The 679-nt window shown below is 64.2% G+C and carries 1 pseudogene; it reads right to left on the bottom strand.

The annotated features are described in order from the left end of the window. Positions 1-395: 395 nt before the first annotated feature. A pseudogene (locus tag ACUH78_RS19445) lies at positions 396-679 on the bottom strand (hypothetical protein); the annotation flags it as partial.

Genomic DNA, 679 nt, shown 5'->3' with positions numbered 1-679 from the left:
ATCCAACCGGCCAAGATAGTTGTCGTCGACCGGTCAGGCTAATTGTCGCCGGCCACTCATCGGAAGGGCGAACCCGGCACTTGGGATGGACGAGCATTCCTGTTGCCCCATCCGGGCCAGACGGACACCACCGGGCAGGGCCGCCGAACCGGGTGACGCCTTCCTCACATCTGAAGTCAGGGCTTCCACCGGGAGGGCCGAACCTGAGTCCGAAGGCAGGACACACTCCCCCCTGCGCCCTCGAAACAGAAGGACCAACCCGGCAAGGCCGACCTCGATCCTTCAGGCAGGACGACACCCCCCTGCCGCCCCTTCCGGCCCATGGGCAAAAGGGCAGGACGAAAAAAAGGGGAAGGCCTCCCCTCCCCCCTGCGGCCTCCGGCCCGAAGGCGAACTCACAGGCTGTCGAACAGCGCCTGGGCTTCCTCGTCGGTCAGGTCGGCTACCAGGGTCTCCTTCGTCCCTTCGCCAACTTGCTGACCGTCGCGCCAGGCGCAGGGGAGCATCGCAGCACGGTCTTCAAGGGCATCAATCTCGGTGCCCGCCTGCCTCATCGACTCCTGATTCTTCTCCACCAGAAACCGGATTGCCTGCTGCGTCCGCCGAACCGTCTCAATGACCGCCGAGCGCTTGTTCAACAACACCGAAATCTGTCGGGTCGTTTCGCGCAGCTCTTCAC

The organism is Thauera sp. ZXT1-4, from assembly GCF_052598215.2.
Note: the sequence above shows the minus strand (reverse complement) of the source record. Positions and strands in the feature narration are given on the sequence as shown.